At 60.2% G+C, this 25,266-nt stretch carries 18 protein-coding genes and 1 riboswitch; of the genes, 2 read left to right on the plus strand and 16 right to left on the minus strand.

Features of this window, described 5'->3' with window-relative positions; genetic code table 11:
• Positions 1-63 precede the first annotated feature (63 nt).
• Together alaS and ltaE are read right to left on the minus strand one after the other, a co-directional pair.
• Positions 64-2,688 carry an alanine--tRNA ligase gene (alaS, locus tag FBY01_RS23465; RefSeq protein WP_010457228.1) on the minus strand — a complete coding sequence of 875 codons (2,625 nt, stop codon included), beginning with the start codon at positions 2,686-2,688 and terminating at the stop codon, positions 64-66.
• 146 nt (positions 2,689-2,834) lie between these two features.
• Positions 2,835-3,839, minus strand: a complete 1,005-nt coding sequence (ltaE, locus tag FBY01_RS23470; RefSeq protein WP_145309743.1) for a low-specificity L-threonine aldolase — start codon at positions 3,837-3,839, stop codon at positions 2,835-2,837.
• Positions 3,840-4,036: 197 nt separating this feature from the next.
• Positions 4,037-4,208, plus strand: a riboswitch (FMN riboswitch).
• 102 nt (positions 4,209-4,310) lie between these two features.
• Between ltaE and FBY01_RS23475 the strand changes: the two genes are divergently transcribed.
• Complete coding sequence (locus FBY01_RS23475; RefSeq protein WP_007943897.1) at positions 4,311-4,820, plus strand: 6,7-dimethyl-8-ribityllumazine synthase; 510 nt, start codon at positions 4,311-4,313, stop codon at positions 4,818-4,820.
• A gap of 125 nt (positions 4,821-4,945) precedes the next feature.
• Here the strand turns inward: FBY01_RS23475 and astE are convergent, their stop codons facing one another.
• The 7 genes from astE to FBY01_RS23510 all read right to left on the minus strand — a co-directional run bounded on the left by astE (position 4,946) and on the right by FBY01_RS23510 (position 12,790).
• On the minus strand, positions 4,946-5,956 hold the full coding sequence (astE, locus tag FBY01_RS23480) for a succinylglutamate desuccinylase (protein WP_010457232.1): 1,011 nt from the start codon (positions 5,954-5,956) through the stop codon (positions 4,946-4,948).
• Between the two features lie 12 nt (positions 5,957-5,968).
• Complete coding sequence (locus FBY01_RS23485; protein ID WP_010457234.1) at positions 5,969-6,256, minus strand: hypothetical protein; 288 nt, start codon at positions 6,254-6,256, stop codon at positions 5,969-5,971.
• Between the two features lie 20 nt (positions 6,257-6,276).
• Positions 6,277-7,623 (minus strand): N-succinylarginine dihydrolase, encoded by a 1,347-nt coding sequence (gene astB, locus FBY01_RS23490; protein ID WP_083375932.1) that lies wholly within the window; start codon positions 7,621-7,623, stop codon positions 6,277-6,279.
• 161 nt (positions 7,624-7,784) lie between these two features.
• A complete protein-coding gene (gene astD / locus FBY01_RS23495; RefSeq protein ID WP_178113290.1) occupies positions 7,785-9,254 on the minus strand; it encodes a succinylglutamate-semialdehyde dehydrogenase in 1,470 nt (489 codons plus the stop codon).
• Complete coding sequence (gene astA, locus FBY01_RS23500; RefSeq protein WP_010457241.1) at positions 9,251-10,276, minus strand: arginine N-succinyltransferase; 1,026 nt, start codon at positions 10,274-10,276, stop codon at positions 9,251-9,253. The genes astD and astA overlap by 4 nt, the downstream gene beginning before the upstream one ends.
• A gap of 70 nt (positions 10,277-10,346) precedes the next feature.
• Entirely contained in the window at positions 10,347-11,366 is a 1,020-nt protein-coding gene (aruF, locus tag FBY01_RS23505) for an arginine/ornithine succinyltransferase subunit alpha (RefSeq protein WP_010457242.1), read from the minus strand.
• 203 nt (positions 11,367-11,569) lie between these two features.
• Positions 11,570-12,790: an aspartate aminotransferase family protein gene (locus tag FBY01_RS23510; protein WP_010457244.1), complete on the minus strand. Its 1,221-nt coding sequence runs from the start codon at positions 12,788-12,790 to the stop codon at positions 11,570-11,572.
• A 286-nt stretch (positions 12,791-13,076) separates the two neighbouring features.
• Here FBY01_RS23510 and FBY01_RS23515 point away from each other — a divergent pair, with 286 nt between their 5' ends.
• Positions 13,077-17,942, plus strand: coding sequence for a dermonecrotic toxin domain-containing protein (locus FBY01_RS23515; protein ID WP_145309747.1), 4,866 nt, complete (start codon positions 13,077-13,079; stop codon positions 17,940-17,942).
• 2 nt (positions 17,943-17,944) lie between these two features.
• On the opposite strand, the gene FBY01_RS23520 is transcribed toward FBY01_RS23515, so the two are convergent.
• The 7 genes from FBY01_RS23520 to FBY01_RS23550 all read right to left on the minus strand — a co-directional run.
• The gene (locus tag FBY01_RS23520) at positions 17,945-18,925 is read right to left on the minus strand and encodes a GlxA family transcriptional regulator (RefSeq protein ID WP_010457247.1); all 981 of its coding nucleotides are present in this window, start codon (positions 18,923-18,925) and stop codon (positions 17,945-17,947) included.
• Positions 18,926-19,172: 247 nt separating this feature from the next.
• Complete coding sequence (locus FBY01_RS23525; protein WP_010457249.1) at positions 19,173-19,937, minus strand: ABC transporter ATP-binding protein; 765 nt, start codon at positions 19,935-19,937, stop codon at positions 19,173-19,175.
• 27 nt (positions 19,938-19,964) lie between these two features.
• A complete protein-coding gene (locus tag FBY01_RS23530; protein WP_145309749.1) occupies positions 19,965-21,077 on the minus strand; it encodes a M14 family metallopeptidase in 1,113 nt (370 codons plus the stop codon).
• 1 nt (position 21,078) lies between these two features.
• Complete coding sequence (locus FBY01_RS23535) at positions 21,079-21,777, minus strand: ABC transporter permease (RefSeq protein ID WP_010457252.1); 699 nt, start codon at positions 21,775-21,777, stop codon at positions 21,079-21,081.
• Positions 21,774-22,463: an ABC transporter permease gene (locus FBY01_RS23540; protein WP_010457254.1), complete on the minus strand. Its 690-nt coding sequence runs from the start codon at positions 22,461-22,463 to the stop codon at positions 21,774-21,776. The genes FBY01_RS23535 and FBY01_RS23540 overlap by 4 nt, the downstream gene beginning before the upstream one ends.
• Before the next feature lie 91 nt (positions 22,464-22,554).
• Positions 22,555-23,328 (minus strand): ABC transporter substrate-binding protein, encoded by a 774-nt coding sequence (locus tag FBY01_RS23545; protein ID WP_102595633.1) that lies wholly within the window; start codon positions 23,326-23,328, stop codon positions 22,555-22,557.
• 699 nt (positions 23,329-24,027) lie between these two features.
• A partial coding sequence (locus tag FBY01_RS23550) for an acetate--CoA ligase (RefSeq protein WP_145309752.1) occupies positions 24,028-25,266 on the minus strand: 1,239 nt, incomplete at its 5' end.

Consider the following 25,266-nt stretch of genomic DNA (forward strand, 5'->3'; position numbering starts at 1 on the left):
GCCCAAATAATCACTCAAACAGCGTTCCCGCCCGCCACTAGACGACGGGCCGGACACCCTGCCTTATAAACCCTGCTCTACAAATGGAACCGTCAGGGCCAGTGCCGCGTCCAGTGCGCCAGCGTCAGTACCACCGCCTTGCGCCATGTCTGGACGACCACCGCCCTTCCCGCCCACTGCCGCAGCGGCTTGCTTCATCAAATCACCGGCTTTGAGTTGGCCAGTCAGGTCTTTGGTTACGCCTGCAACCAGAACGACCTTTTCCTCATGGACACTGCCGAGCAGGATCACTGCGCGGCCGAGTTTGTTTTTCAGCTGATCGACGAGCGCCAGCAGCGCCTTGGCGTCCTGACCGTCCAGACGCACGGCCAGCACTTTCACGCCCTTGACGTCCAGGGCAGAAGCCGACAGATCGTCGCCCGCCGCGCTGGCCGCCTTGGCCTGCAACTGCTCGAGTTGCTTCTCCAGCAGACGGTTGCGCTCCAGCACAGCCGACAGCTTGTCGATCAGGTTGTCGCGGCTGCCCTTGACCAGGTTGGCCGCTTCCTTGAGTTGTTCTTCTGCAGCGTTCAAGTAAGCCAGTGCCGCAGCACCGGTGACTGCCTCGATACGACGCACGCCCGACGCAACACCGCCTTCGCTGATGATTTTCAGCAGGCCGATGTCACCGGTACGGTTGGCGTGGATGCCACCGCACAGCTCGACGGAGAAATCACCGCCCATGCTCAGCACGCGCACGTTGTCGCCGTATTTCTCGCCAAACAGCGCCATGGCGCCTTTTTTCTTGGCGGTTTCGATGTCGGTTTCTTCGGTTTCAACGGCGGAGTTCTTGCGAATCTCGGCGTTGACGATGTCTTCCAGGGCCTTCAGTTGCTCAGGCTTGATGGCTTCGAAGTGGCTGAAGTCAAAGCGCAGGCGCTGACTGTCGACCAACGAGCCTTTCTGCTGAACGTGATCGCCCAGCACTTTACGCAACGCCGCATGCAGCAAGTGAGTGGCCGAGTGGTTCAGCGAAGTGGCGTGGCGCACCTCGGCTTCAACGTGGGTTTCAACCGGCGAACCGATGATCAGGCTGCCCGATGCCAACACACCGTGGTGCAGAAATGCGCCGCCGGTCTTGGTGGTGTCACGCACGTCGAAGCGGCCACCGCTCGATTGCAGATAACCGCAATCGCCGATCTGGCCGCCGGACTCAGCGTAGAACGGGGTCTGATTGAGAACGACTACGCCTTCTTCGCCTTCACTCAGTACGTCGACCGCCTGGCCTTCTTTATAGAGGCCAACAACTTTCGCCGAACCGCTGGTGGCTTTGTAACCGGTGAATTCGGTGGCCACATCAACCTTGACCAGGCTGTTGTAGTCCATGCCGAAGGAACTGGCGGAACGGGCACGGACGCGCTGGGCTTCCATTTCGCGTTCGAAGCCTGCTTCGTCGATGGTCAAGTTGCGCTCGCGAGCGATGTCGCCCGTCAGGTCCATCGGGAAGCCGTAGGTGTCGTAGAGCTTGAACACCACGTCGCCCGGCACCACGTCGCCTTTGAGTTCGGCCAGATCCTGCTCAAGGATTTTCAGGCCCTGCTCCAGGGTCTTGGCGAACTGCTCTTCTTCGGCTTTCAGGACGCGTTCGATGTGTGCCTGTTGGGCCTTCAGCTCAGGGAAGGCTTCGCCCATCTCGGCAACCAGGGCCGCTACGATCTGGTAGAAGAAGCTGCCCTTGGCGCCCAGTTTGTTGCCATGACGGCAGGCGCGACGGACGATCCGGCGCAGCACATAACCCCGACCTTCGTTGGACGGCAGCACGCCGTCGGCAATCAGGAAACCGCACGAACGAATGTGGTCAGCCACGACTTTCAGGGAAGCCTGAGCGTCGTTGGTGCAGCCGATAGCCTTGGCCGATGCGCTCAGCAGACTCTGGAACAGGTCGATTTCATAGTTCGAGTGAACGTGCTGCAGCACGGCACTGATCCGCTCCAGGCCCATGCCGGTGTCGACCGACGGCGCTGGCAGCGGGTGCAACACGCCATCGGCGGTGCGGTTGAACTGCATGAACACGTTGTTCCAGATCTCGATGTAACGGTCGCCATCTTCTTCCGGCGAGCCCGGCGGGCCGCCCCAGATGTCGGCGCCGTGATCGTAGAAAATCTCGGTGCAAGGACCGCACGGGCCGGTATCGCCCATGGTCCAGAAGTTATCGGAAGCGTATGGCGCGCCCTTGTTGTCGCCGATGCGGACCATGCGCTCGGCCGGAACACCGATCTCCTTGGTCCAGATGTCATAGGCCTCGTCATCGCTGGCGTAGACGGTGACCCAGAGCTTTTCCTTCGGCAGGTTCAGCCACTGCTCGGAGGTCAGGAAGTTCCAGGCGTAGGTGATCGCGTCGCGCTTGAAGTAATCACCGAAGCTGAAGTTACCCAGCATTTCGAAGAAGGTGTGGTGACGGGCGGTATAACCGACGTTTTCCAGGTCGTTGTGCTTGCCGCCGGCGCGCACGCATTTCTGGCTGGAGACAGCGCGGGTGTACGCGCGCTTTTCCTGGCCCAGGAAGCAGTCCTTGAACTGGTTCATCCCCGCGTTAGTGAACAGCAGGGTTGGGTCGTTGCCCGGAATCAAAGAGCTGGAGGCTACACGGGTGTGGCCTTGCTCTTCGAAGAAGCGAAGGAAGGCTTCACGGATTTCTGCGCTTTTCATTAGGTTCTTCCACGGAGGCTGCGGCCAAAGGCCTGTACGAAACGTCAACAGACGAAGCGACGGCAAAGGGCCGCATTATATCGGCCCAGCGCGCGGGGTACAGCGTGTTTATACGATAGAAACGGTCAATTGGACCGCCAAGGCGATCAGTTGCGAGAAAACTCGACGAATGTCGCGACGACCTGCTCGATTTGAGCGCGGTCAACGTCCATGTGCGTGACCATCCGCAGGCGTCCGGCAGCGCTCAGCTTGATGCCACGCTCGGCGGCAAAGGCCTTGATCGCCTCGGCCTTGTCGCCCATGTTCACGTAAACCATGTTGGTCTGCACCGGCTCGACTTCGTAACCGGCGTTTTGCAGTCCGTCGGCCAGAAACTGCGCATTGGCGTGATCGTCGGCCAGACGCTGAACGTTGTTATCCAGCGCATAAAGCCCCGCCGCGGCCAAAAGACCGGCCTGGCGCATGCCACCACCGACCATCTTGCGCAGGCGACGCGCCTTGCCGATCAACTCTGCCGAACCGCACAACACCGACCCGATCGGCGCGCCCAGGCCTTTGGACAGGCAGACCGAAACCGAATCGAAGTGCTGTGTGATCTCGCGGGCATCAACACCCAACTTGACGGCCGCGTTGTAAAGCCGAGCGCCGTCCAGGTGCAGCTGCAACCCATGTTCACGGGTAAGACTGCGTGCCCGGGCGAGATACTCCAGCGGCAGGACTTTGCCCTGCATGGTGTTTTCCAGCGCCAGCAACCGTGTACGAGCGAAATGGAAGTCGTCCGGTTTGATCGCGGCGACGACGTGCGCCAGGTCCAACGAGCCGTCAGCCTGCACTTCCAGCGGCTGCGGCTGGATCGAGCCAAGCACCGCCGCGCCGCCACCTTCGTACTTATACGTGTGCGCCTGCTGGCCGACGATGTATTCGTCACCCCGTTCGCAATGAGCCATCAGGCCCAGCAGATTGCTCATGGTGCCCGTCGGCACGAACAACGCAGCGGCAAAACCCAACCGTTTTGCCAGTTCCGCTTCCAGGCGGTTGACCGTCGGATCTTCGCCATAGACGTCGTCACCGGTGGGCGCACAGGCCATCGCGTCGAGCATTCCGGCGGTCGGTTGGGTAACGGTGTCACTGCGAAGATCGATAACGCTCATGAATCTGGCCTCGGTAAGCAGGGGAAAATCCCTTTCAGATAGGAATTACTGCGGTCATGACAACGATTAATCAACCCCAAGCGAAGGAAAAGACCCGTCAAGTGAGCGAAAAAGTCGATAGCAATCATCAGATAGCAGCAATGCACAGGCAGGAAATATGTGTTAAAAACGCTGCGCCGCCAAACAATCTGGCGGCAAAACGTTCTCAGGGCGGGGTGCAACTCCCCACCGGCGGTAATTGCGCGCAATGCGCATAGCCCGCGAGCGCTTGGTGACAGACACGGCTTCGGTGGTGTCTGGCGGCAAGGTCAGCAGACCCGGTGTGATCCCGGGGCCGACGGTCATAGTCCGGATGAAGAGAGAACGGGATTGGCGCCAAAGGGCCGTCCGCAGGCATTCGTGCGAGCGTGCGTACCCTTAAATCCCATTCGATTCATATGCCCTGTTTTTTACATAAACAGGAGTCAGAACATGCAACCCACCGCAATCGATAGCAAAAGCAAAAACCATCAGGGCGAGCGCGTTGCGTTCATCCAGGCCTGCTGGCACAAGGAAATCGTCGACCAGAGCCGTAAGGGCTTCGTTGCCGAAATGATCGCCCAGGGTTATCAGGAATCGGAGATCGATTTCTTCGAAGTCGGCGGCGCCTTTGAAATTCCACTGCACGCCAAGCTGCTGGCCAAGTCCGGCCGTTATGCCGGCATCGTCGCGGCGGGCCTGGTGGTCGACGGCGGCATCTACCGTCACGAATTCGTCGCCCAGTCGGTGATCAGTGGCCTGATGCAGGTTCAGCTGGAGACTGAAGTGCCGGTGTTCTCGGTGGTTTTAACCCCGCACCACTTCCATGCCGGCGAAGAGCATCAGAAGTTCTTCTTCGAGCATTTCGTGCATAAAGGCCAGGAAGCGGCGAAGACCTGTGCCGATACGCTGCACAAGATGCGTGCGTTGCGTCGCAGCGAGCCTCGCGCGGTCGCCGTCTAAACCCCGAGCCAGCCCCCGTAGGAGCGAGGCTTGCCCGCGAAGGCGATTTCATAATCAACATTGATGTTGAATTTAAAATCGCCTTCGCGGGCAAGCCTCGCTCCTACAGGGGACTACTGTGTCTGTTATGCCAGGTTTTCGTCGGTGGCGGGCACGATCAGGATGCCGGCGCGCAGGCCGTTTTTGACCTTGGGGTTCGGAAAGATGATCCGGGCGCCCTTCTCTTCGATGATCCAGCGGGTCTGGGCGATGTCTTCGGCCAGTACGTAACCCACGTCCAACTCCGAAAAGTTCTCGATGTCCGCCGGCAGGTTCAGGCGGAAGCTATCACTGTGCTTGATGATTTCCCGCGCCACGCTGAACAACTGCAAACCGTCCAGGCCTTCGTCGGTCACCGCAGGCTCGGTGCCTTCGATAATCTGCTGGAGACGGGTTTCAAGCAGCGAGACGTTCACACCGTCGTTCTGCCCAAACGGCCGCGCCTTGCCCAGCTCAAGGGTGAAAGACTCGGCAGCGAGCTTGTCGTAGGTGTAAGAGCTGAACACAATCGACGGCTTGTTCTGCAACAGCACCGCTTCCATACCGGCAGCACGCAAACGGGCCAGCTCGAGGCGTGAATGCTGGCGCCCCTCTTTCCAGGGATACAACGCGAACTGCTCGATTTTCGAACCACGAATCGCGGTGTGCAGGTCGTAATGCAGGCGGCTGCGATCCGGCAGGCTGAAGAAACTCGCCGCCAGCCGCTCCAGTTCACAGGCGCGCAGGGCTTCGGAGCCGCTGGTTTGTTCGTGACGGCCGTTGAACAGCCGATTGACGTCCTGCTCGACGAAGCGCTCGCCTTTGCGAATCGCTTCCGGGTTGCCAAACAGGAACAGAATGCGTGCGCGCGGTTTCAAGTCGCCGCGAGCGATGTCATGCAACAGGCGATCGAGCAACTCGATCGGCGCTGTTTCGTTGCCATGGATACCCGCTGACAGCAGCAGGTCCAGGCCATTGTCGCGCGCCTCAGGCGGCCGGACTTCCAGCGCACCTTCGCTCAACCAGCGCATGCGCACGCCTTCGACAGTCAGTTGAGTCTTCTCCGCCGGTTCGCGGCCGGCGAGGGTCAGTTCAAGCAGTTTGCCGAGGGCGAGCATAGAGCGATTTCCTTAGTGGTCGTGTGCGCAATCCGGGCCGTGCACGTGGTCTTCGTCGCCGACTTCAGCCGGTTCCATTTCCAGTTGCAGACTTACCAGATTAGTCGCCAATGGGCGCAGCAGCAGGTTTGCGTATTCGGCATCACCTTCTTCAACGTCCACGCCGATCAGCAGCTGGCCGCGGCCGTCCTGCTGGATCCACAGCTCTTTGCCTTGCCACAGGACCGCGACGCGGGTGCAGGACGTTTCCAGTTGCGTGCCGTCGGTGTCTTCAAGGATCAGCTGCAGGGTATCGCTCATGTTTTTTACGCTCTCGACGTTCAATTGATCTGGAAAGGATAAACCGCGCCCAGTTTAAGGATTTGCGTCAGTTCATCCAGTGCCGTCCGGCACTCAAGCAGCAATTGCGGGTCCGCCAGGTCGGTTTCGGCCATGCGGTCGCGGTAGTGCTTGTCGACCCATTCGGTCAGCGTGCCGTACAACGGTGCCGTCATGATAACCCCTGGATTGACCGCCGCCAGTTCGGTTTCATTCAGTGCGACACGCAACCGCAGGCAAGCCGGGCCACCGCCGTTCTGCATACTTTGTTTCAGATCGAAAACCTTCACTTCGCGGATCAGGCCGCCGGAGCTGGTCAAACCTTGCAGATACTGCCAGACGCGTTCATTGCCACGGCACTCTTCCGGCACGATCAACAGCATCGAACCGTCAGGGCGGGTCAGCAGTTGGCTATTGAACAGGTAGGAACGAACGGCGTCTTCAACGGTAACGGCAGAACGCGGGACGCAAATTGACTGGAATTTCCCACCGACTTTTGCGAGTTTGCCCTGCAGTTCAGCGAGCATCTGCTCGGTGTCGAGGAACGCGTCCTCGTGATAGAACAGCACCTCGCCGTTACCTACCGCGATCACGTCGTTGTGGAACACGCCCTGATCAATCACCGATGGGTTCTGCTGGGCGAAGACCACGCCGTCATCGCTCAAGCCGTGCAGGCGAGCAACGGCTTGCGAGGCTTCAAGCGTCTGGCGCGCCGGGTACTTCTGGGGAGCCGGGTAGCGGGTGTCGAATGCGCTGCGCCCGAACACGAAGAACTCGACGCCGGCGTCACCGTATTCACGGCAGAAACGGGTGTGGTTGGCCGCGCCTTCGTCGCCGAACTGCGCCACCGCCGGCAAGGCGGCGTGGTGAGCAAAGTGTTTCTGGTCAGCGAACATCGCCCCCAGCACGCGGCTGGTGGTCGGGTGTTCGATGCTGCGGTGGTATTTGCAGTTGAGGTTGGCAGCGGTGAAATGCACGCGGCCATCCGCAGTATCGGCACTTGGGCTGACCGTGGCGGCGTTGGCCACCCACATGCTCGACGCCGAGCAACTGGCGACCAGCAAGGGCATCGCATCTTTGGCGGCTTTCTCGATCACTTGCGCGTCGGTGCCGCTGAAGCCCAGACGGCGCAGGGCCGCAACGTCAGGACGTTCCTGAGGGGCCAGAACGCCTTGCTGAAAGCCCATTTCCATCAGCGCTTTCATTTTCGCCAGGCCTTGCAGCGCGGCTTCCTTCGGGTTCGAAGACTGCTGGCTGTTGCTCTGGGACGCGACGTTGCCGTAGGACAAACCGCCGTAGTTATGGGTCGGCCCCACTAGACCGTCAAAATTGACTTCATAGGATTTCATCAGCGAGGCTCCACGAGAATCTGTTGTTATGGCTTCAGTAACTATTCAGTAAGACCGCGTCGCGGCCATCGCCAGCAAGCTGGCTCCCACAGTGATGGGGTCGTACACAAAATGTGTGAACACCACCGAACCTGTGGGAGCCAGCCTGCTGGCGATGGACATCACGCCATCTTCACGCCAGGCGTAAGCGATGCAGGCAACACCAGGTTCGGCGTTTCCAGCGAGGCCACCGGGTACGCGCAGTAATCTGCGGCGTAGTAGGCGCTGGCGCGGTGGTTGCCCGAAGCGCCGACGCCGCCGAATGGCGCGCTGCTCGCGGCGCCGGTCAGCTGCTTGTTCCAGTTGACGATACCGGCACGGCTTTCCAGCCAGAACTGCTGATAACGCGCTTCGGAATCCGACAGCAAACCAGCCGCCAGCCCATAGTCCGTGTCGTTGGCTTCAGCAATCGCCGCTTCAAAATCAGCGTAGCGGATCACTTGCAGCAACGGGCCGAACAGCTCCTCGTCAGGACGATCGGCGACAGCCGTCACGTCCAGGATGCCCGGTGTCAGCAACGCGGCTTGCGCCTGAGGCTGAGTCATTTCCAGCAGCGCCACGGCGCCATTGGCCAGCAGATGCTCTTGCGCATCCATCAGCGCTTTCGCCGCGCCGAGGGAAATCACCGAGCCCATGAACGGAGCCGGTTGCTGGTCAAACGCACCGACGTCAATCGTCGAGCTGACCGCCACCAGACGCGCCAGCAACGTGTCGCCCCAGGCGCCCTGCGGTACCAGCAAGCGACGGGCACAGGTGCAACGCTGGCCGGCGGAAATGAATGCCGACTGGATGATGGTGTAAACGGCAGCATCGAGGTCTGCGACCTGATCCACCACCAGCGGGTTGTTACCGCCCATCTCCAGGGCGAGGATCTTGTCCGGACGACCGGCGAATTGCTGGTGCAGGTGATTGCCGGTGCGGCTCGAACCGGTGAAGAACAGACCGTCGATGCCCGGGTTCGCGGCCAGGGCGATACCGGTTTCGCGCGCGCCTTGCAGCAGGTTCAACACACCCGCCGGTAGACCGGCTTCGATCCAGCATTTAACCGTCAGTTCGGCGACTTTCGGCGTCAGTTCGCTGGGCTTGAACAGCACGCTGTTACCGGCCAGCAGTGCCGGCACGATGTGACCGTTCGGCAAATGCCCCGGGAAGTTGTAAGGCCCGAACACCGCCACCACGCCGTGTGGCTTGTGGCGCAACACGGCGGTGGCGTCGCCCAGCGGACCGCTCTTCTCGCCGGTACGCTCGCGGTAGCTCTGCACCGAGATCGCAATCTTGTTGACCATGCTGGTCACTTCCGTTGCGGCTTCCCACAACGGCTTGCCGGTTTCCTCACCAATGGTGCGGGCCAGTTCGTCAGCGTGGTTTTTCAGCGCGGCGGCAAAGGCTTCAAGCACAGTAATGCGCTCGTCCAGGGTGCGACGGGCCCAGCCCGGAAACGCCTGACGAGCAGCCTGCACGGCCGACTCAACCTGAGCGGCGGTCGCGCCTTCGCCGGTCCACAGCACTTGCTGGGTCACCGGGTTCAGCGACTGGAAGGCTTCGCCCTGACCGGCCAGCCATTCACCTGCGATGTATAGCGAATTCATTATTTCGACTCCCTGGCAGCAGACAACGGAACGGCGCGCACTTGATCACCGGCGTTGAGTTGAAGACGTTTGGCGGTCAGCGGATCAACGACCAACGTACCGGCGGCGAAGCGTGCTGGCGCGGCAGTGATGCGGCAGTCTTCGCGCTTGCGGTTGTGAATCAGGAACGGAGTAGCGTCATCACCCGGCGTGCCGATGGCCAACACCAGTGCCTGGCTGTCGCGCACGGCGCGGATCTTGCCGGTTTCGCACTCGACCGCAGGGCCGGCGTCGAAGATGTCGACGTAGCCTTGGTAGCTGAAACCTTCGCTCTTGAGCATGGCCAGCGCCGGCTCGGTGTCAGGGTGAACCTGACCGATGACGTTGCGCGCGTCTGGCGACAGAAAGCAGGTGTACAGCGGAAATTTCGGCATCAGTTCGGCGATGAACGCCTTGTTGCCCACGCCAGTCAGGTAATCGGCCTGGCTGAATTCCATCTTGAAGAAGTGACGGCCCAGGCTTTCCCAGAATGGCGAGCGCCCGGCTTCGTCGGACACGCCGCGCATCTCGGCAATGATCTTGTTGCCAAACAGCTGCGGGAACTCGGCGATGAACAGCATCCGCGCCTTGGCCAGCATGCGGCCGTTGAGACCCGTGCGGTAATCGGCGTGGAGGAACAGCGAGCACAACTCAGAGTTGCCGGTCAGGTCGTTGGCCAGGAACAGCGTCGGGATCTCGCGGTAGATGTTCAGCTCTTGCGAAGCGCTGACCGTCAGGCCGACCCGGAAGTTGTACCAGGGCTCACGCAGGCCGACAGCGCCGGCGATGGCGGAAATGCCCACCACGCGGCCATCATCGTCTTCGAGCACGAACAGGTAGTCTGCATCGCCCCGCCCGGCTTCACCGCGAAAGGTCTTCTCGGCCCAGCCGACCCGATGGGCCAGACGTTCTTCGTTGGCCGGCAAGGTGGTCAGGCCAGTGCCGGTGCTGCGGGCCAGGTCGATCAGAGCGGGTAAATCGCTGCTGCGTACAGGACGAACGATCATGCTATCTCCTCAAACGGGCCGCTTGCGCCACCCGCGAAACTTCGCTGCTTTCTAAACACTCAAGCAGTCGTTAAACCGCCACCAGGCGCACGCTCGCACCCTCACCGACGCCCAGGGCTTCGGCCGCTTCCAGATCAAGGGTCACGGGTTTGCCCGGCGCGTAATCGAGCTCAAGCAATACAGCGCGGTAATCCTGCAACTGGGCGTTGGCCACCAGGTACTGACGACCGACACCTTTGACCGCCTCGCCGATTTTCACCGGCACCACGCGGCTCTGCGCGATCGAACGGATCCCGGAGACGCGGGCATGCAACGTCGGGCCGCCGTCGAAAATGTCGATGTAGTGATCGGTCTCGAAGCCTTCGCGCATCAGGATGTCGAAGGTGATCTGGGCTCGCGGATGCACCTGGCCCATCGCTTCTTGAGCGGTGTCCGGCAGCAAAGGCACGTAGATCGGGTAATGCGGCATCAGTTCGGCGAGGAAGGTCCGGCTCTTCAGGCCGCACAGACGCTCGGCTTCGGCGTAGTTGAGGTCGAAGAAGTTGCGACCGATGGCGTCCCAGAACGGCGAGTCGCCATTTTCGTCGCTGTAACCGACGATCTCGGTCACCACGGAATCGGCAAAGCGCTCCGGATGGCTGGCGACGAACAGCAGACGACCACGGGAGTTGAGCTCGGCCCAAGGCGAACCCACCAACTCGCGCTGCACGTAGAAACTGGTCAGCAAGCTGTTGCCGGTCAGGTCGTGGCACTGCGAGAGCACGTGAATCTTGTTATGAATCTTCAGCTCGCGGGAGGCGTGCACGAAGGTTTCATTGCGAAAGCTGTAGAACGGCTCGGAGTAACCGGCGGAGGCAACGATTGCAGAACAACCGACCAATTTGCCGGTGGTCGAGTCTTCGAGGACGAAGAAATAGCTTTCTTCGCCGTTGAAGCTGACTTCCGCGGAAAACGAGGCTTCGCTTGCGGCGATCTTGTCGCTCAGGCGTTCAACGTCATCCGGCAAGGAAGTGACACCAATCGGGCTGTCCGCAGCCAGACGCTGTACCTCGCCCAGATCAGCCATTTGCGCGGGGCGCATCACCAGCATGGTGTCACTCCTTTCTCGTAACTCTTTTGGGGGAAATAAGCCGAACCCTTGCAGGAGCGAGGCATGCCCGCGAAAGCGGTGTGTCAGCCAAAAACAAGGTGTCTGACACGCCGCTTTCGCGGGCAAGCCTTGCTCCTACAGAAGAGCGGGTCCGGCATAAAAATTGGGTTCGACGCCTGAAATATCAGGCGTCGAAGGGTCTATCAGGCTTGCGTCAACTTGGCCACAGCGCGTTCGAAGCGGTCCAGGCCCTCGTCGATGTCTGCGTCTTCAACCACCAGGCTTGGGGCAAAACGCACCACGTCCGGGCCGGCTTGCAGAATCATCAGGCCTTCACGCTCGGCGGCGTTGAAGACGTCTTTGGCCTTGCCTTTCCAGGCGTCGCTCAGTACACAACCGATCAACAGGCCCATGCCGCGGACCTTGGTGAAAATGCCGTACTTCTCACCGATCTGCTCAAGGCGCGCCTTGAACTTGGCATGCTTGGCCTTGACGCCGGCCAGCACTTCAGGGGTATTGACCACGTCGATCACCGCTTCCCCGACCGCGCACGCCAGCGGGTTGCCGCCGTAAGTGGTGCCGTGGGTGCCGACGACCAAATGCTTGGCCAGGTCTTCGGTGGTCAGCATCGCCGCGATCGGGAAACCGCCGCCCAGGCTCTTGGCGCTGGTCAGGATGTCCGGGACCACGCCGTAATGCTGATAGGCGAACAGGTGGCCGGTGCGCCCCATGCCGGTCTGCACTTCGTCGAAGATCAGCAGCGCGTTGTGCGCGGTGCACAGATCGCGAGCGCCTTGCAGGTACTCAAGCTCAGCCGGGATCACACCGCTCTCGCCCTGGATCGGTTCCAGAACCACGGCGCAGGTCTTGTCGGAAATGGCGGCTTTCAGCGCAGCCAGATCGTTGTACGGCACGTGGGTGATACCGGTGATCTTCGGACCGAAACCATCGGAATACTTGGACTGGCCACCGACGTTCACGGTGAACAGGGTACGGCCGTGGAAGCTGTTGAGCGCGGCGATGATTTCGTACTTCTCGCTGCCGAACCGATCAAAACCGACGCGACGGGCCAGCTTGAAGGCGGCCTCGTTGGCTTCGGCGCCGGAGTTGCAGAAGAAAGCACGCTCGGCAAAGGTGGCGTTGACCAGCTTATGTGCCAGGCGCAAGGCCGGCTCATTGGTGAACACGTTGGACACGTGCCACAGCTTGTTCGCCTGTTCGGTCAAGGCACTGACCAGCGCCGGGTGCGCATGGCCCAATACGTTAACGGCAATCCCGCCAGCGAAGTCGATCAGCTCGCGGCCAGACTGGTCCCAGACATGGGAACCGGCACCACGCACTGGAATGAATGCGGCAGGCGCGTAGTTGGGAACCATTACCTGGTCGAAATCGGCGCGTTCTACCGCAGCGTGCTCAACGGACATCGGAGTCTCCTGAAGAGGAACACTCGCCGGAAACTGGCGAGCGATGGGGGGATTGTAAGGACAGTTTTCAGCCCGGCCTTGCCGCCAAGCGACAACTTCTTATAGCGCAAACCCCGGTTTCAGCCGGGTTTACGGCAATGCGACATATAGGGTCGCAAAGGCGCAGTTTAAACCGCCGGCACAGGTTATAGGCAGGCTTGTCGAGCGGTGCGGTAAATATGTACCGCACCCGCCCCGCCATCGTCTGTTTTGCTGGCGACTCATCCAAACGCTAAGGGAATAGCGCATGAGTCGACACGAAAACGATCGCCCTTCAAATGTCGGTGGCAATGAATCCGCCACGCACCCGGACGATCACTACCATCATCTGTTCAACAACCTGCCGGCCTGGGTATTGGAAGCCTCGCCCGCGACACGCGATGCCCTCAAAACCGCCTCGCTTGCCGCGCCGCACTGGCACGGCACCGCGACATCCCTGCAACACCAGTCGCTGAAAAAGCTCAGCCAGGAACATTGGACCCAGCGAAATCGTCTGGACTCAACGCTGTCGAGGCTGCAAAGCGCACGCGCCTTCGCCGAAGCGTTGCTAAGCGCGGCCTTGAAAACCCGGTTTGATCTGGAAGTGGACGTTAAAACCACCTTCCTGCGCCTGTACATTCCACAAGCCGTGCCCTGGTTCGGGATCAAGACGGGGGCTGCGCGCACCTGGACCGTGTCGCTGCTCGACGCCGCCCTGCATAACTTTCAGGCATCGGAAATGGCGGCGGATGCTTACGAGCCCGCCTCGACGTTCATTACCGAACCATCGCCCGCAGGGCAGTTCGATACGCTGCCGGCGGTCAAACAGAAACTGACCATCGCTGCCTTTGTGAGGCTGTGCCGGGAACTGGACATCGGCGCCCGCTACACCACGTACCTCAAAGACAATCTGGGGCTGACCAACCCGGTGGCCGGCGCGGTGTTGAAAGCGAAGGTGATCAGCTCGCATAAAACGGCACTCAAAGCCGCGCTACAAATGGCTCAAATCCGCAAGGATATTCCGGAGGATGCCTATCACTCGATCCTGCGCCTTGTGGAAGGTCGTTCCGGGGCGCGACTCAATGGCCAGCCGCTGTACGGTCATGACCTGACCCTCATGTCCTCCTCCCTGACCGGGATTGTCGTTTTCGCGCCGAGCCTGGAGCGCGCGCGCAAGGGAACACGGATCATTGCCTACATTCCCGACGATCCCGAGCACCCGCTCAAGGAGTACCCGAACACCCTGGCGTTCATGACCGAGCTGACCCGCAAGCTACGCGCCCCGGCCTACCAGACGTTCTTCAGCCGCTTCGTCGAGCATAAGGAAAGGGGCCCTTTTTTTGCTGATCTCAACCGCCGCCTCCAGCGCGTGACCTGGCATCAACACAAGCGTGGCGACCCACTGCCGAGCTGGCGCGAAACACCCATCGACAGGCCCAACCTGCGGTTTTCAATGACGCCGTTCAGCGCGGACCTGTGGAACCATCTCTATCAGCGACAACTGAACAAGATCCTCAACGACGCCAGCACGCTGGCCGTCTCCACCGCCTCCGCCGACCGAAACGCGCGCTGGGCTTTGTGGGATGCCGTCAGCAAAGTAGCTTCGACGCTGCTTGAAATCGCAACATTCGTGGCACTGCCGTTCGTCCCGTTTCTTGGCGAAATAATGCTGGGTTATATGGCTTACCAGTTACTCGACGAAACCTTCGAAGGCATCGTAGACCTGGCCGAAGGACTGAAAACAGAGGCGGTCGGGCATTTGATTACACTCGCTGAAACAGTGGTTGAGGTGGGCACATTCGCGGTGGGTGGTGCGATCGCTGCCGGCGCCTTCAGCCGTTTGCTTTCGCGCGAAGCGGTCGCGCTGGTCGACCCGCTCAAACCCGTCGCAACGCCGAAAGGAAAAACCCGCTACTGGAAGCCGGATCTGACCCCTTACGAACAGGCGCAGCGTTTGCCCGAAGACGCCAAACCCGATCAGCTTGGCCTCTATCGCCACGGGGGCAAGACGCTGCTGCCTCTGGAAGGAAAACTGTATGCCGTGAAACCCGACGGCACCTCCAACGCGTTTCAGATTGAGCACCCGACCCGCGCCGATGCTTATCAGCCGTCTTTACTGCACAATCACCACGGCGCCTGGCACACCGAGCTGGAACAACCGCTGGAGTGGGATCGGGAAACGGTCATGCGTCGAATCGGCCAGGGTGTCGAGTCGTTCAGCAACGCCGAGCGCGAGCAGATCCTGCGGGTCAGCGGTTTCCACGACAACGCCGTGCGCGAAATGCATGTCGAACATTACCGCCCGCCTTCGCTGCTGACCGACACGATCAAGCGTTTCAAGATCAACCGGGACATCGACACCTTTATCGAGCAGATCGGCAGTGATCAACCCGAGCACTATCGAAAGGCTGATTCGACCCTGCAACATCAACTGCTGAGTGGCTACGACGGCTGGCCTGTCGACACGCCAATGCCGACAGCGCAAGCCCAAACATCAGCCTTCAGACAACGGACCGCAGAACTGGCCCGGGATTACCGCAAATCGCTGTTCGATCTGCGTTATCGCGCGTTGGAAAAAACCGATGACCTGCGGGTTCAGCGGCTGATCGATGATGTGCGGGGGTTACCTACCGATATCGCCGAGGAACTGGTGAGCAATGCGTCCGGCACGGAACTGAAACAGCTGCACAACGGCCGCACGCCCCAGCGTCTCAAGGACGCCGCGCTCAAAGCCATGGAGGCCGTGCGTGCCATCCGAGCCTCTGAAGGTTTTTATTCCGAAGCGCTGGACACCACCGACACCCACCGACTGGCCTTGCAAAGCCTGAACTCACTGCCCGATTTACCAGCCGGGTTACGTATCGAAGTGCGGGACTACTCGGCCGAGGGGGCTTTGCGCGACAGCATTGGCCAGGCCGATGCGCCCCTACAAAAAATACTGGTTCGCGCTGAAGACGGGACTTACCACGTACACCAAGACTCGGATTCGTCGCCGGAGGATTTTTATCAGGCCTTGTTCCGGGCGCTGCCGGATGCGCAACGCAACAAGTTGAACCCTTCGATCACAGATGCCCAGGTCCTTAAACAACGCATCGCCGAACACGCACTGGAGCAACCGGCCTTACGCAGGCTGTTTGCAAAAAATCCCCATCGGAAACCGTTCTATGACCCGACCACCATGCGCCTGCCCGGTGGTACCGAGGGCTACAGTCGAATCGCCCGCGAGACACCGACGCTCAACGACCGGGTTCGCGAGGTTTACCCCAACCTGCCTCAGGAAGAAATGCAGTCCATTGTCCAGACACTGCAACTTCATCCCGATGGTGCTCGCGTAGAACTTTCACGCTTGAGGAGGGAGTTGGCCCGACTGCATCAGGACCTGCGCGCCTGGGTCAGTGATTCCCCAACAACTCATCCTGAAACCGGAAGCCCGCTCAGCGAACTGGATCAACAAGCCGAGCGAAACAACCGCCGGTTGCTGGCCCAGGAAATCCAGCGCAGCTGGCGTCGACAGTCCGACCGGGATTTCGACACACCGGAGGGGGTGACCCAATATGTGCTCAGGTTTGCAGAGCCGATCCTCGGCGACTTGCCGTCGTTGACTGCCGATTTCAGTCATGTGTCGCAGCTGTCCCTGGAAGGCACTCGCAGCGCACAGGCCATTCCCGCGTTTCTACGAGGCTTCAGCGGGCTGCGCCGCCTGGAATTGCGCCGCTTTTCCCTGAACACCCTCCCTGACGCCATCAGCCAAATGCCCGACCTTCACGCCTTGGTCTTGAGCGATTGCGGCATCCGGGTCGACGCCGCCACGTGGTCGAAGCTGGCGTCAATGAAGCAACTGGCCATGCTCGACCTGTACAAAAATCCGTTTGAAACCTTGCCCCATATCGACACGATGAGCGAGCTGGCGCACCTGGACCTGAGCGACACCCGCCAGACAGGGATTGCGGCCAGCCTTCTGCAACAACCGAAGCTTCAAACCCTCCTGCTGATGAACAACCACATCAGCGAGTTGCCTGCCGGGTTATTCGAGAGTTCGCTTTACGGCAAGCGCGGCCTGCACCTCACCGACAATCCGCTGTCGAACAGCGCGCGAGAATTGATCAAGCAACACCACTTCGAAACCGCCTACGACATGGGCGTCTATGCACCCGAAGCCGATATCGATCGGGTCAAGGCGCTGTACCCCAGCATGGAAATCGAGCAGGCGAGCGAGTTCGTCTACGAATTGCCGGGGACTCTGGAGGATGGCCGCAGCTATTTGACGCGCCTTGAACAAGAGCTCACCCAGCTGAAAAACGATTTGTCCGCGTGGACCGCCGATGTTCCGCAGCAGGACCCGGTGACGGGCGAACCGTTCAGTGACGAGCAACTCGTTGCCGAGCAAACGAACCGCGACGAATTCAAGCAAGCGCTCGAGAAGTGCTGGCAGCGCGAGTCGGAACTGGATGAGTTCAACGAAGCACTTGAGCCGACGTTCGAACTCAGGGTCCGTCCGGTCATCAATGGCGAACTGCCGACCTTGAGTGCGGACTTCAGCCATGTTTCCGCGCTTGAGGTTGACAGTGCCGAGGGCGCAACACGCCTGGGGCGTTTCCTTGAGTCCTTTCTCAACCTCAAAAGCCTGCGGCTGCGCGAGTGTGACCTGGGTGACATTCCCGATTCGGTGTTCAAGATGGGACGCCTGCGCTCGCTGTCGCTCCCCGATTGCCGGGTCAGCCTGTCAGCGGAGTCGGCAAGTGCATTGGCGGGAATGGAGCAGCTTGATTACCTCGACCTGAGCTTTAACCCGTTGGGGCGCACGCCGGATCTAAGCCAAATGCCCGACTTGTCGACCGTGCTGCTCAACGACACCGGCATCACTGACATACCCGACGGCCTGCTTCAGCTGGCGGATCTCGACTGGGCTGACCTGAGCATGAATGCAATAACCGAGGTGCCCAGCGACCTGCTGGAATTGCCGGTGGAAATCGCTGAAAACATCACCTTGAGAGGCAATCCGTTTTCCCAGGAAAGCCTCGCGCGACTGGTCCGCTTCTTTGAACTGACCCGTGCGGATTTTGGCGTGGAGGAGGTCATCAACCGAGGGGAAATACAGGTGTCGACCTCAGAGGGTTCCGAGATCGACGAGTAACATCAACCGCGCTCCGACGGCACCGACGACAACTCGAATGGACTGCTGCTGCGCCGCTGGTTGCGATCTTCCCGCGGCGTGGCACCGAAGAAGTTGCGGTAGGCGCTGGAGAAATGCGGCCCCGATGAGAAGCCACAGGACAGGCCGATCTGAATGATCGACTTGCTGGTTTGCATCAACATCTGCCGGGCCTTGTTCAGGCGCAGTTCCAGGTAGTACTGGCTCGGCACGCGGTTGAGGTATTGCTTGAAGATCCGCTCCAGTTGTCGACGGGACACGCACACGTGCTGGGCGATTTCGTCGGTGGTCAGCGGCTCTTCGATGTTGGCTTCCATCAGCAACACCGCTTGGGTGAGCTTCGGATGGCTGGAACCGAGGCGGTTCTGCAGCGGGATGCGCTGGCGTTCGCCGCCCTCGCGGATACGCTCGACTACCAGTTCTTCCGACACAGCGCCGGCCAGTTCGGCGCCGTGATCACGGGCCAGCACGGCCAGCAACAGATCGAGTACCGACAAGCCGCCACACGCGGTCAGTCGATCACGATCCCAATCGAACAGATGGCTGGTGGCGATCACTTTAGGGAAGCGTTCGGCGAAATCGTCCTGCCAGCGCCAATGCACGGCAGCGCGGTAACCGTCGAGCAAACCCAATTGCGCCAACGGGTAGACACCGGCAGACAAACCACCGATCACGCAACCGGCACGCACCAGTTGTTTCAGCGAACTGCTGAGCGCCGGCGCGAGGGTGGTCGGCGGCTCATCGGCGAGCAGAAACAGCTTCTGGAAGTTTTCGAGCTTGCCGGCCCACGGCTCACCCGGCAGTTGCCAGGCGCCTTCGGTCGGCGGTTCGGCCTGCAAAAACGACAATTCGTAGACAACATCCGGATGCACACGCTGGGCAACACGCAAGGCCTCCTCAGCCAGCGCAAGCGTCAGTGCTTTAGTGCTGGGCCAAATCAGGAAACCAATTCGATGGGCAGTCATGGCGGGCAATCCGAAACGAAAACAGTGATGAAGGCATGGGCCAATGCTAGCCCGTAAATGAACGCAAATCTCGAAACCTGCAGCATTCCCCTGTTGGAGCAAGGCTTGCCCGCGAGAACGGTGGTTCAGTCAACATGATTGCTGTCTGAACCACCGCATTCGCGGGCAAGCCCCGCTCCTGCAGGGATTGGGACCAGCCTTTAGGTTGCGAAGCATGCACTATCCCGGTGCGCAACGGGAGTTCGGTTTACTTCAGGCTGCCCGACAGGAATTGCTGCAAGCGTTCAGACTGTGGATTGACCAGCACTTCACGCGGGTTGCCGCTTTCTTCAACGATACCTTTGTGCAGGAACACCAGCTGATTCGACACTTCACGGGCGAAGCCCATTTCGTGCGTCACCACGACCATGGTCCGGCCTTCCAGCGCCAGGGCCTGCATCACTTTCAGTACGTCGCCGACCAGTTCCGGGTCGAGGGCCGAGGTCGGTTCGTCGAACAGCATCACCTCAGGCTCCATCGCCAGCGCACGGGCAATCGCCACGCGCTGCTGCTCGCCGCCGGACATGTGGCCCGGGTAAGCGTCTTTACGATGGGCCACGCCGACCTTGTTCAGGTAGTGCTCGGCTTTTTCGCGGGCCTCGGCCTTGGACATGCCCAGCACGTGAACCGGCGCTTCCATGATGTTTTCCAGCGCGGTCATGTGCGACCACAGGTTGAAATGCTGGAACACCATCGACAGGCGCGAGCGCATGCGTTGCAGCTGTTTCGGGTCAGCCGCTTTCAGCGCGCCGTCCTTGTTCGCCACCAGTTTCAGCTCTTCGTTGTTGAGCAGAATCTTGCCCGCGTGCGGCTGCTCGAGCAGGTTGATGCAGCGCAGAAAAGTACTTTTGCCAGAGCCACTGGAGCCGATGATGCTGATCACATCACCAGCCGCCGCTTTCAGGGACACGCCCTTGAGCACTTCGTGACTGCCATAGCGTTTATGCAGGTCTTGGACTTCAAGTTTGTACATGCGGTCGGTTCTCACAAAAACAGTCAGTCAGTCGTTGAGCAAGCGCCCGTGACGCAGCGCTTCGCGCCCCGCCACCTTGGCCAGCCAGAAACCGGGTTGGGCATAACGCAGCCGTTCAATGGCAAACAGCACCCCGGACGTACCAGCACACACCGTGCTGACCCGATCCGATAACGGATCGATCACTTCGAAAATCTCGTCGCCGGCTTCGATCCACTCACCGGGTTTACGCAAAAAGCTGATCACACCCGGGTGCGGCGCGAACAGCAACTCGGTGCCCTCGAACGGCATGCCTTCGCACGCCTCTTGCGCAGGCTTGGGCCATTCGCCGCTGATCAAGCCTTGCTCGGCGAGGAACGCCAGAATGCCTTCGGCATAAGCCTCGGCGTCCGCGCGACCGGTATCAGCCTGACCACCCAGTTCAATGGTCGTCGCCAGACAGGCCAGCGGAATCTGCGCATCCGGGAACTGACGCGACACACGCAGCCACGGCAGCGAGCACGCCTCGTCAAAGGAACTGCCGCCGGAATCTTCCGCCAGCAGCCCCACTTTCACGTTCAGGTGCGCGGCGAGCGAACGCCATTGCGGCCAGTGTTGCGGCAAGGCGTACATGTGCAGCGCCGCTTCGGCATCGCAATGCAAATCCAGCACGACATCAGCGGTGCACGCGTGGCTGAGCAAGATGCGCTGCATGCCTTGCAACTGGCTCGCCGCCGGAGGCAATGCCGCCAGTGCGTCGCTCATGGCTTGGCGGATCAAACGGATATTGGCGTGCGGATCATCACCCAGGTGCCCGTCCAGCTCAGCGGCCACTGGCGCGCTCAGCTCGACGAAATCGCGGTTGAAATTCTTGCCGCTGCCCGCTTCGAAACGACCTTGATGGCTGCCTTGCAACAGTTGACCGAGGCCCAGTGGATTGGCCACCGGCACCAGCTCGATCACACCGTTGAGCAGGCCTTGGGCTTCGAGTTCGGCCAGGCGCTTTTTCAGCTCCCAGGCCGTGCGCATTCCCGGCAGTTCATCGGCGTGGAGGCTGGCCTGGATGTAGGCCTTGCGCTCGCCACTGCCGAAGCGGAACACCGAGATCTGGCGCTCGCTGCCCAGGTGGTTCCACGGCAATACGTGATCGATGCGTTCCATATCAGTGCTTCCGCGGGGCCAGATAGCCCAGCCAGCGGCGCTCGGCCAGTTTGAACAGCTTCACCAGAATGAAGGTCAGGCACAGATAGAACACGCCGGCCGTGATGTACGCTTCGAACGGCAAGTAGTACTGAGCGTTGACCGTGCGCGCGGCACCGGTGATGTCGATCAGGGTCACGATGGACGCCAGACTGGTGGTTTGCAGCATCATGATCACTTCGTTGCTGTACTGCGGCAGCGCCCGGCGCAGAGCCGATGGCAGCAGGATGCGCTTGTACATTTTGTAGCGCGACATGCCCATGGCCTTGGCCGCTTCGATCTCGCCGTTCGGCGTGGCGCGCAGGCTGCCGGCGATGATTTCAGCGGTGTAGGCGCTGGTGTTGATCGCAAAGGCCAGGCACGCACAGAACGTTGCACTGGACAGCCACGGCCACAAGAAGCTTTCACGTACCGCTTCGAACTGCGCCAGACCGTAGTAGATCAAGAACAGCTGCACCAGCATCGGCGTGCCGCGGATCACGTAGGTGTAGAGCCAGGCCGTCATGTTGACGACGGCGTTCTTGGAGACGCGCATCAAGCCCAGCGGCAACGCACACAGCAGGCCGAAAAACAGCGACAGCGCGAGCAATTTGAGGGTGGTCACCAGGCCGCCGAAGTACAGCGGCAAGGCCTCCCAAATGACGTTGTAGTCGAAGATCATAGATCAGCCGCCCTTACGCCTACCGAGTAGCGCTTCTCAAGGTGACGCAATGCCAGCAACGAGACACTGGTAATCACCAGGTACATCGCCGCCACTGCGAGGAAGAAGGTGAAAGGCTCGCGGGTGGCGTCTGCCGCCTGCTTGGCCTTGAACATCATGTCTTGCAGACCCACCACCGAAATCAGCGCGGTGGCCTTGGTCAGTACCAGCCAGTTGTTGGTGAAGCCCGGAATGGCCAGACGGATCATCTGCGGCACCAAAACCCGGAAGAACACCTGGAAACTGCTCATGCCGTAGGCCATGCCGGCTTCTGCCTGACCTTTGGGGATCGCCATGAAGGCGCCGCGGAAGGTTTCCGACAGGTACGCACCGAAGATGAAGCCCAAGGTGCCGATACCGGCGGCCAGCGGGTTCAGGTCGATGTAGTCGTCAAAGCCGAGCATCGGCGCCACGCGGTTGAGCAGGTCCTGACCACCGTAGAAAATCAGCAGGATCAGTACCAGATCGGGAATACCGCGGATCACCGTGGAATACAGGTCGCCCAGCCAGGCCAGCCAGCGAACCGGCGACAGGCGCAATGCAACGCCGATCAGGCCCAGAAAGATGGCCAGGACCATGGAGGACAAGGCGAGCTGAAGCGTCAGCCATGCGCCATCGAGGATGACAGCCCCGTAGCCTTTCAACATGATTCAGGTCCTCGAATGTTGGGATGAAAAAATGGCGCAAACCTCAGAGATCCTGTTGCTTGCGCCATTTCGGACTTGTCGCCGGGACGTGTTACTTGCCGTAGATGTCGAAGGCGAAGTATTTGTCCTGGATTTGCTTGTACTTGCCGTTCTCGCGAATGGCAGCGATCGCGGTGTTGATCTTGTCTTTCAGCGCGTCGCCCTTGCGAACCGCGATACCCACGCCGTCGCCGAAGTATTTGACGTCGGTGAAGGCCGGGCCAACGAAGGCGAAACCTTTGCCAGCGTCGGTTTTCAGGAAACCGTCATCGAGCAGCGTAGCGTCTGCCACGGTGCCGTCGAGGCGGCCAGCGGCCACGTCGAGATAGATTTCGTTCTGCGAACCGTAAGGCTTGATCTCGGCACCCAGCGGGGCCAGGACTTCGCGGGCGAAACGCTCGTGGATCGAACCACGTTGCACGCCGATGTTTTTGCCCTTGAGCTCAGTCAGGCCGTCGCTGACTTGAGTGCCGGCCTTCATGACCAGGCGCGCCGGGGTGTTGTAGTACTTGTTGGTGAAGTCCACGGATTTCTTGCGGTCTTCAGTGATCGACATGGACGACAGGATCGCGTCGATCTTGCGCACTTTGAGCGCCGGGATCAGACCGTCGAACTCTTGCTCGACCCAAGTGCACTTGACCTTCATCTCTTCGCACAGAGCGTTGCCGATGTCGTAGTCAAAACCAACAATGCTGCCGTCCGGTGCTTTGGAAGCAAACGGAGGGTAAGCCGCTTCGATACCGATTTTCAGAGGTTTTTCATCAGCGAAAGTCGGCAGGGACAGCACGGACAGTGCCAGGGCGCCAAGCAGCACGAGTTTCTTCATCTTGGGACTCCATCGGTAAAGGGCTAAAACGGCAGAGTGAGCGACAGCCCAATATGCGAATGAGTGGAACCGCAAAGCGGTGCTGCGTCGTAGGAACCGCGCGCTTTTTTCAACGCGAGCCACAACGAGCGAGTGATCGGCATTCTAACGACAGGCCCGAAGCCGATATTTCTTCAATGCGACAACTAATTACAGATGCACCGAGAAAGCCGCTTGAGCGCGTTGACAGCCCTGCAAATTCATGCAAGAGCAAAAGACAGTGAACCGATCACTGCTGCAAATTGCGGGCCTATTATTGGCAAACCCTTCTAATCCGGCAAGCGCAGCGTTGTGTCTTATTTTTAGCCGGGCTGGAGAGGCCCGGGAGTGGGGGTTGGCGTTTCCCAATGCCCCGCATCGGAGCGCGCGGTTACACATTCAGTTACTTGAAGGGTGGAGGGTAACAGTGGGAAAGCGCCTACAAGTGAAGTCGATAATTATTGGCCGTTGTTTATTGAGTGCCTGACAGATCGCCATCGCTAGTAGGCTAGCTCCCACAGGGATCTCCAGGGGATTCGCAATTTGAAACGAGCGCAGTTCCCTCTGTGGGAGCTAGCCTGCTAGCGATGAGGCCCGACCGGCCAACACAAAAACCTCAGACAAAAAAAGCCCCATCCGGCACAACACCGGATGGGGCTTTTACTGACTCAGAGATGTCGGTTAAGCGACGTTCATGATCTTGTGCTCATCAATCAAATGCTGCACCACACCCGGATCCGCCAGGGTGGAGATATCACCCAACCCATCGTATTCGGCAGTCGCAATCTTGCGCAGGATCCGGCGCATGATCTTGCCCGAACGGGTTTTCGGCAGCCCCGGTGCCCACTGGATCACGTCCGGCGAAGCAATCGGACCGATCTCTTTACGCACCCAGTTTTTCAATTCCAGACGCAGTTGCTCGCTCGGCTCTTCACCCGCGATCAACGTGACGTAGACATAAATGCCCTGCCCCTTGATGTCGTGCGGCACACCGACCACGGCCGCTTCGGCAACTTTCGGGTGCGCAACCATCGCGCTTTCGATCTCGGCAGTACCCATGCGGTGGCCGGACACGTTGAGCACGTCGTCCACACGCCCGGTTATCCAGTAGTAACCGTCTTCATCGCGACGTGCGCCGTCACCGGTGAAGTACATGCCACGGAAGGTCTTGAAGTAGGTGTCGACGAAGCGGTCATGGTCGCCGTACAGCGTGCGCGCCTGGCCTGGCCACGAATCGAGAATCACCAGGTTGCCCTCGGCCACGCCTTCGATGATGTTGCCCAGGTTGTCGACCAACGCTGGCACCACACCGAAGAACGGACGTGCCGCCGAACCCGGCTTGAGGGCGTGGGCGCCCGGCAGCGGGCTCATCATGTTGCCGCCGGTTTCGGTCTGCCACCAGGTGTCGACGATCGGGCAACGGGACTTGCCCACATTCTTGTAGTACCAGTCCCAGGCTTCCGGGTTGATCGGCTCACCCACCGAACCCAGCAGGCGCAAACTGCTGCCATCAGCACCTTCAACAGCGGCTTGACCCGACGCCATCATCGCGCGGATCGCGGTCGGTGCGGTGTAGAGGATGTTGACCTTATGCTTGTCGACGATCTTCGCCACCCGGGTGATGTCCGGGTAGTTCGGCACGCCTTCGAACAGCAGCGTGGTCGCGCCGTTGGCCAATGGGCCATAGACGATATAGCTGTGGCCAGTGACCCAGCCGACGTCGGCGGTGCACCAGTAAACTTCGCCCGGGCGGTAGTCGAACACGCGCTCGTGGGTCATGGCGGCGTACAGCAAGTAACCGCCGGTGGTGTGCTGCACACCCTTGGGCTTGCCAGTCGAACCGGAGGTGTAAAGGATGAACAGCGCTTCTTCAGCGCCCATCTCTTTCGGCGCGCAGACACTGCCCGCCACTTTCATCAG

Source organism: Pseudomonas sp. SJZ077, from assembly GCF_007993905.1.
GTDB classification, from domain to species: domain Bacteria; phylum Pseudomonadota; class Gammaproteobacteria; order Pseudomonadales; family Pseudomonadaceae; genus Aquipseudomonas; species Aquipseudomonas mandelii.